Genomic DNA, 6,582 nt, shown 5'->3' with positions numbered 1-6,582 from the left:
TCGACTCGACGGTTTCAACAATCAGCAGATTTTCGACAATTGGTTCTGGTTGAGGATGTTCGCTCGACTCGACGGTTTCTAAAATCGGTTCAGGTTCCGGTTGAGAACGTTCGCTCGACTCGACGGTTTCTGGAATGAGGAAATTTTCGACAATTGGTTCTGGTTGAGGATGTTCGCTCGACTCGACGGTTTCAACAATCGGTTCAGGTTCTGGTTGAGGATGTTCGCTCGACTCGACGGTTTCAACAATCGGTTCAGGTTCTGGTTGAGGATGTTCTTTCGACTCTACTGTTTCTACAATGAGCACCTTTTCGACAACCGGTTCTGGTTGAGGATGTTCGATCGATTCTTGTCTTTCTACAGTTTCCAGAAAATCTGCCACTGGTTGCATTTCTGGTTCTAAATCGCTTATTTCCTCTGGTGTTTCTGCAACTGGTTGGGATTCTGGTTGAGAATAGTCGATCGACTCTTGCGTTTCGACAACCAGCAGATTTTCGATAATCGGTTCTGGTTGAGGATGCTCGCTCGATTCTAGAGTTTCTGAAACTTCTAGATGTTCGACAATCGGTGCTGGTTGAGGATGCTCGATCGACTCTAGAGTTTCTACAACTGGTTCCGATGCTGGTTGAGGATGCTCGATCGACTCTTGCGTTTCGACAACCAGCAGATTTTCGATAATCGGTTCTGGTTGAGGATGCTCGATCGACTCTAGAGTTTCTGAAACTTCTAGATTTTCGACAATTGGTTCTGGTTGAGGATGTTCGATCGACTCTTGCCTATCTGAAACTATCAGATTTTCGACAATCGGTTGCGATTCGGATTGATGAGAATCCGCGATCGAGTCTTGAATTTCTGTGGCTTCTTGCAGATTTCGATCGACCTCCGGTTCGCTGTGAACCAGATTTTCTTCCGGTTTCTTTTCAGCCGCTGTCAGCCTTAAAAACACATCTTCCAAACTAGCCCGATTGCGGCGCATTTCGCAAAGTCCGAATCCAGAGGTGATAATAGCTGTGGCAATTTCTCGTCCCGGTTCTATGTCCGGTTCACACAAAGCCCGCAGGCGGTAGCGACTCGCTAAAAATTGCTGGCTGGGAATCAATTCGACCGATCGAACTCCCGGCACATTTTCCAAAGAAGGCAACAGCAGACTGTTTACCAAATCCGCCTCGCCTTCAACTTCGAGTTCGTAACCCTCTCCCACCGCCAACTCTCCCATCAAATTTTCGGGAGTACCCGCAGCGGCGATTTTTCCGCGATTGATGATGGTGACGCGGTTGCAAGTCATGCTGACTTCCGGGAGAATGTGCGTGGAAAGGATGATTGTGTGCTGGCCGCCAAGGCTTTTGATTAAATTGCGGACTTCGATGATTTGTCGGGGGTCGAGACCGACGGTTGGTTCGTCTAAGATAATGACCGGCGGGTCGTGGACGATCGCCTGCGCGATACCGACGCGCTGCCTAAATCCTTTAGAAAGCTTGCGGATTAAAACTTTGCGTTTATCAACCAGGCCGCAGCGTTCGATGGCTGAGGTGACTCTACGCGCGCGATCGCCCGCAGGTACTTGCTTAATCCTGGCCACAAAAAACAGAAACCCTTCCACAGTCATTTCTGGATAAAGCGGCGGGTTTTCCGGCAGATAGCCGATGCGCTGTCTGACTGCCATCGAGTTTTCGTGAACGTCGAGGCCGGCGATGCGGGCGGTACCGCTGGATGCCGGCAAATATCCCGACAAAATCCGCATCGTTGTGGTTTTGCCGGCACCGTTGGGCCCCAAAAACCCGAGAATTTCTCCTGATTCGACCGAAAAAGACACGTCCGCGATCGCTGCGGTCGAACCGTAAGTTTTGCTTAAGTGTTCTACTTCAATCATTTGTCAGAAGTCACGCGATTTTAGGTTTTAGATTTTAGATTTACTTTGCCAACCACAGGCGGGACGGCTGTTCCACGAATTTGAGAGTCCCGCCCGATCGGCCGGTCGATCGCATTTATGGCGAAATTTTTAATTTGATTTTGTCTTCCAGTGTAGTCTGGCAAGAACCAAATCTATCATAAGGGTCGATCGGACTTTGAAACAAAATGCTAGGTAGTAGGGTGCCGAGCCCGGAAACGATTAGCCGATGTACATCGAATCGCTACCAACTGATATCAATTCCGGTTGCACTCATACATGATATGGAGGACACGGCAATGCCGTGTCCCTACCGAAAATAATATTGTAGGGACACGGCACTGCCGTGTCCTAATTTTGGCTAATAATTCCGATGCTACCGGAAACGATCTGACGCACCCTACCAGTAGGTTCTGTGCCTAACCGAACGCTCAACTAGCTGCCTTCGATGTTGTTAGGCGCTGTTTCTAGGTTGATATCGGCATTAAAAACAATCACAAATTGAGCCTTGGGGATTAACTGCCGGACGATCCGCAGATAGCCGTCAGCATCGGAATGCCTGAAAAAGTGGGCCACAGTGATTCGCTGCATATTGGGAAGCAGGCGAACAACCAACCACTTGTTGAGGCGGTCTTTATAAGGCATAATTAAGCTTGTCTCCATTTAGTATTGGAGCCAAAGCCAGTTCAATGCTTGTCGAGGGCGCGGACTGGCTTTTGACTTGTTTCAGGCTTTGCACACAAATTTCCTAATTCCATAGAAGGCTAGAGAAATTAGGTTATAAATAACCATTATTTTTACCAAAACTTTGAATTTAAGTCAAGAGTTGTTTACAAAATTAGTCTAAAATAATTAACTAAATATAGTCAATTGACTGTAAATATTCAGTTGAATACATACAGTCAACTGAATACATACAGTCAACTGAATTAGGGATAAATAATGACACTAGGGCAAAAGCTAAGAATACGACGCGAAAGTTTAAATTTAACTCGCATAGAAGTTGCAAGAGCGTGTAAAGTTGTGCAGTCAACGGTCATCAACTGGGAAACCGACAGACACGTCCCCAAGCTATACCCAGCACAGATGAAAGCCCTGTGCGACTTATTGAAATTCTCGATCGAAGATTTAGTAGTTTAGCTTGGGGAGTTAAGATCAAGTAGGTTGGACAATCGCGCTTTTTTGCAGAGAGGGCGATCGCTTTCTATTTCGATTACTGCTGCTGAAATTGAGCCAACAACCAAGCCCCTACCTGTGCTTGATCTTCTGTGCGACTCCGCCGCCGCAAAGCCTCTTCCAACAAAGCAATAGTTAATCCCGGCAAAACTTCAGATTGAACGAGCCGCCGACTGCCATTATCTGCGATGATAGCAAAGGCAATAATTTGAGATTTCTGCACGTCTACTACCCAATATTCAGCGACTGTTAGCTCTTCGTAAAGCAACCGTTTTTCACCAATATCATCGGCCAAAGTTGAGTCAGCAACTTCTATGACCAAATCTGGCGGTGGGGTAACGTCAAGACTTGCGATCGAACTTCCACTCGGAGCTAATTGCGCTCTTTCTCCAATGTAGTAAGATAGGTCTGGCTGACACTCTCGGACTTCTGTTTTCCGGTAGCTACATTTATTGAATCCGTTAACAGCAATACCCTTGATAGTGCAAAATAGGTTAATTGCCAAAAGTGCGATCGCATTATCCTGTCCACGATCTGGCCCTACTGACATAGTTTCAATCCTCATTTGTCCATTGCGGTAATAGCATTTGGCTTTATTGTAAGCTGCGTCATCCGCCATGGCGATGAACTCTTCCCAGGTTGCTGCTACCCAGATATCAGTGGGCAATTTAGTCTTTAGTCCACTCATTTTTTGATCCCAAATATCTCGATCGTATAACACCACTCAATCAAATGCAAACCCTGTTCTCTCTACTCTTCCTCTGCGCCCTCTGCGCCCTCTGCGGTTAAATCAAAAAAATCTCAACTCCTTTTCCAAATCTTAATTTCCCCCAACCAACCCGCACTAACAATAGTCTTACCGTCGCGGCTAATCGCCACAGCGCTAACGTAGCCAGCATGACCGCTCAAAGTACCTCTCAAATCCCCCGATCGCACATCCCAAAGTCTCACACTCTTATCCCAACTCCCAGTAACCAGCGTAGTGCCATCCCGACTGAATGCCACCGACCAAACTCCGTCAGTATGCCCGCTCAAACGCCGAATTAACTGCCCGTTTCCGGCATTCCACAACCCAACAGTGCCGTTGCTGTTTCCGGCAGCTAAACTCTTGCCGTCGGGAGTAAAAGCTAGCGACAAAACAGCCAAGTTTTTGCCGCTAATCGTGCGAATTGCTTGACCTGTCGCTAAATTCCACAACCTAATTGAACCATCTTTGCTGCCACTAGCTAAAGTTTTGTTGTCGGGACTGATTGCAACAGCATTCACCAACCCAGAATGCCCGGTCAAAGTCCGCAGCAACTCCCCCGTTTTCGCATTCCAAATCTTCACAGTTTTGTCCCAACTGCCACTGGCTACAAATTGACCGTCTAGACTAACGGCAACGCTCGAAACAGCATTGGAATGTCCGCTCAAAGTGCGTACAAGCGCGCCAGTTTCTAAATTCCAAATTTTCACGGTTTTGTCGTCGCTGCCGCTAGCTAACACCTTGCCATCCGCACTCGCTGCCAGTGCGTTTACTGCTTCCGCGTGTCCTTGCAGGGTAGTTTTTAATTGCCCGCTGGGAAAATTCCAAACTGAGATTGTGCCGTTGCTATTTCCTGTGGTAAAATAAGTTGAAGCAAGGGCAAGGGAACTGACAACTTCGGAAGGCCCTTTGAGGGTATTTGCGGCAGCAAAGGCGATCGCACTTGCGGGCCTGCGGGGCGCATTAGTCGCCGGAGTTTTCGGGTTTCCGGCAGTAGGAGATTGGGGAACTACTGGCAGGGAAATAGTCGATCGCCATTTCATGAAAGTATTAATTTCTATTCCCGCCGCCACAATTTTATCAGAGTTGTCCTCTAACCTGACAATGCCGTTAATTGCGACAACTCGCCCCGCGTCATCGAGCACCGGGCCCCCACTCATGCCCGCTCTCACTAAGTTGTTGTATACCAAAGTATAACCGTTCCAAGGAGTTTGGCGGCCGGTAAGCTGGCCTTCCGTGGCGATGAAAATCGGCTGTCTCAAAGAACCGCCCGATATCGGCCAGCCGGCCACATAAGCCTTGTTTCCCTTAGTTGCTGCGGAATTGGCTAATTGAGCCAGGGGGTAGCTTTGAGTGCTGCTGAAAGGTACGATCGCCAAATCCGCACCGGGCATTCGCCGCACCAGGCTGTATGATACAGAGTGAGCTTTGCCGTCGGGAGTTACGACCTCGTAATCGCCGGCTTTATCGACAACGTGCCAGTTTGTGAGAATATAGTATGTGCTGCCCTGTTTTTCTAAAATTACTCCCGAACCGCCTTTTGGCCCCTGGATGCGAACGGTAATTTGTTGGGCAACGGTTTTAACTTTGTCGGCGGTTAATGCGAGGGCGATTTGAGGTGATGTGAGTGGGATGAGGGCGATCGAACTCAGGGCGATCGTAGCACTCAAAATAGCCGGAATTGTTCTGCTGTAATTCATTGTTGTGTAAATTTAACATACCCACATATCAACTGACGGATAAGTTTTCCGGTTTGTGGCATATTGACCGAAAGCATCCAGGATACAAGCCCCCGGATTCATTCCAACGCGCAGACTCAGGACGGAGAAATAAAAAACCTGTATCCGATGAAACTTGCCCCCCGATTTTATCCGTGGGGTCAATGCTTCAATTCTAAAATCTAAAATCTAAAATCTAAAATCGATTGACGGTTGACAACGCCAAAATGCCTGCGCGACGATCGAACTTTCGACATTCGCACAAGCCTCACAATATTTGACACAGCCCTCTGGTTAGCAGAAAAATTTAGAATCGGGAACCGCACCTAGCCTCAACAATCGCAACTGGCTGATCTCTATTTTTTTCTCGGCAAATCAGAATTTGAGCCAAACGCTGCTCGGAATAATACCCATTAGCCATCCAGCCGATAGGTGCGCCCGCGATCGCGCCAACTGCTAAACCAGTGATCAGGCTCGAAACAAGATGCTTTCGGGCGATCGGGTTTTCTTGCATAAAAATTTATCCTAAACATTTACTCTTACCAGAAATACCATAAATAAAATTTACTGTCTTCCTCCTATTTACTTATTTCCTAAGTAGTAACCCATTATTAAGTATCATCTCCTTCACAGTCCGCTTAACACAATTCCATGCAGCAATAATCAAGTACCCAAAATCAACAAAACCGATGGCAAGAAATATATGGTATTTAGAAACTGGGACCAAGAGTTAACTGAGGAAAATCTCCGAGATCAAATAGCAAAAGCCAAACAAGCATGGAAAAACGCTGAGGCTACAGAACCCCGCGCCGAATCTGTGCAGTATAACCAGTCGGAAGATTTAATAGTTATCAAGCTGAAAAACGGCGCTATTTTTTCTTTTCCGCCAAAGCTGGCACAAGGCTTAGAAGCTGCTTCACCAGAACAACTTGCTGATGTTTGGCTGCCGCCTTCCGGTAGTAGCGTGCACTGGGAAAGCCAGGGTAAACGCATCTAAATTAATTTGACAAAACCCTGGATTTGTGCATGACTCAATCACTAAAAAAACCTTCCTA

General features: G+C 47.2%; 6 protein-coding genes and 1 pseudogene. 2 read left to right on the top strand and 5 right to left on the bottom strand.

Translation table 11 applies throughout. The annotated features are described in order from the left end of the window. Positions 1 to 799: 799 nt before the first annotated feature. Together QUA99_RS26185 and QUA99_RS26180 are read right to left on the bottom strand one after the other, a co-directional pair. Positions 800 to 1,870: pseudogene (locus QUA99_RS26185) on the bottom strand (ABC transporter ATP-binding protein); the annotation flags it as partial. 453 nt (positions 1,871 to 2,323) lie between these two features. After that, complete coding sequence (locus tag QUA99_RS26180) at positions 2,324 to 2,533, bottom strand: hypothetical protein (RefSeq protein WP_333242047.1); 210 nt, start codon at positions 2,531 to 2,533, stop codon at positions 2,324 to 2,326. A gap of 297 nt (positions 2,534 to 2,830) precedes the next feature. Here QUA99_RS26180 and QUA99_RS26175 point away from each other — a divergent pair, with 297 nt between their 5' ends. Continuing rightward, positions 2,831 to 3,028 carry a helix-turn-helix transcriptional regulator gene (locus tag QUA99_RS26175; protein ID WP_333242049.1) on the top strand — a complete coding sequence of 66 codons (198 nt, stop codon included), beginning with the start codon at positions 2,831 to 2,833 and terminating at the stop codon, positions 3,026 to 3,028. Between the two features lie 73 nt (positions 3,029 to 3,101). Here QUA99_RS26175 and QUA99_RS26170 read toward each other — a convergent pair whose 3' ends face one another. The 3 genes from QUA99_RS26170 to QUA99_RS26160 form a co-directional block, all read right to left on the bottom strand. Further along, complete coding sequence (locus QUA99_RS26170) at positions 3,102 to 3,752, bottom strand: Uma2 family endonuclease (RefSeq protein ID WP_333242051.1); 651 nt, start codon at positions 3,750 to 3,752, stop codon at positions 3,102 to 3,104. Between the two features lie 113 nt (positions 3,753 to 3,865). After that, on the bottom strand, positions 3,866 to 5,509 hold the full coding sequence (locus QUA99_RS26165; RefSeq protein ID WP_333242053.1) for a WD40 domain-containing protein: 1,644 nt from the start codon (positions 5,507 to 5,509) through the stop codon (positions 3,866 to 3,868). A 325-nt stretch (positions 5,510 to 5,834) separates the two neighbouring features. Further along, complete coding sequence (locus QUA99_RS26160; RefSeq protein ID WP_333242054.1) at positions 5,835 to 6,041, bottom strand: hypothetical protein; 207 nt, start codon at positions 6,039 to 6,041, stop codon at positions 5,835 to 5,837. A 189-nt stretch (positions 6,042 to 6,230) separates the two neighbouring features. Here QUA99_RS26160 and QUA99_RS26155 point away from each other — a divergent pair, with 189 nt between their 5' ends. Further along, positions 6,231 to 6,524, top strand: a complete 294-nt coding sequence (locus QUA99_RS26155; RefSeq protein ID WP_333242056.1) for a DUF2442 domain-containing protein — start codon at positions 6,231 to 6,233, stop codon at positions 6,522 to 6,524. The last annotated feature ends 58 nt before the right edge of the window (positions 6,525 to 6,582 follow it).

It is taken from the genome of Microcoleus sp. F10-B2 (assembly GCF_036704965.1).
Lineage (GTDB): Bacteria > Cyanobacteriota > Cyanobacteriia > Cyanobacteriales > Microcoleaceae > Microcoleus.
This window is presented reverse-complemented; position numbering and strand designations above follow the sequence as displayed.